This is a genomic window from Limimaricola cinnabarinus LL-001, from assembly GCF_000466965.1.
GTDB lineage: Bacteria > Pseudomonadota > Alphaproteobacteria > Rhodobacterales > Rhodobacteraceae > Limimaricola > Limimaricola cinnabarinus.
Window position 1 is genome coordinate 1 of sequence record NZ_BATB01000165.1, and the last position, 1,019, is coordinate 1,019.

Annotated in this window: 1 protein-coding gene; it reads left to right on the plus strand. The window is 67.7% G+C overall.

Annotation, left to right across the window (positions count from 1 at the left end):
* Positions 1 to 1,019 (plus strand): flagellar hook-basal body complex protein (locus MBELCI_RS18895; protein ID WP_045320567.1); only part of this gene is annotated, 1,019 nt, incomplete at both ends.

A 1,019-nucleotide genomic window follows, 5' to 3' on the forward strand; every position in this document is an offset into this window, starting at 1 on the left:
GATCTCGCGATCGGCGGTGCCGGGTTCTTCGTGGTGAGCAAGCAGCCCAACGAGACCAACGAGTCGAACTTCTTTCTCACCCGCGCGGGCTCGTTCCTGCCTGACGAGAACGGCGATCTGCGCAACGCGGCGGGCTACTATCTGGCGGGCTTTCCCTACGATCAGACCGCGACGCTCGGCATAATCGACCGCAACCAGTTCGGCGATCTCAAGACCGTGAACCTGGGCAGCTTGGCTCAGACCGGCTCGCCGACCGGCAACATGACCGTGAGCGGCAACATCCCCGCCCAGCAGACCGGACTGGCCACCCCGGGCGAGCCGTTCCTGAGCTCGGCGGAGTATTTCAGCCCGCTGGGCGAGGCCGAGCGGATGCAGTTTTCGTGGCAGCCCACCGATGTCGCCAGCCGCTGGGTGCTGTCGATGTCCGGCTCGGACGGGGCGCAATACGGCAACGTGACGGTCGATTTCCACGACAGCGGCCCGCTGGCCGGCGCGCCGCGGGCCTATTCCGCCGCCACCTCGACCGCGACAGCCCCGGCGGGCTTTGCCTTCGATCCGGCCACCGGCACCGCGACCCTGACGGTCGACAACGGCACCGTGCCGCAGACCATCGAGGTCTCGATCGGCGCGCCGGACGAGCATACCGGCATGACCCAGTTCGCGGGCGATTACTCGGCGCTCAAGATCGGGGCCGACGGCGCCGAGAGCGGGGTGCTCGTGCGCACCGAGATCGACGAGCGTGGCGATGTCTACGGCGTGTTCAACAACGGCAGCCGCAAGCCGCTCTACAACATCCCGCTGGCCGAGGTGGCCAACCCCGATGGTCTTCTGGCCGCCGACGGCAACGCCTATGCGCTGTCGCGCAGCTCGGGCAAGTTCAGCCTAAATCAGGCGGGGCAGGGCTCGGCCGGAACGCTGACCGCCGGGGCGCTGGAGAGCTCCAACGTCGAGGTGGCACAGGAGCTCACCGACCTGATCCGCACCCAGCGGGCCTATTCCTCGAACGCCAAGATCGTCAC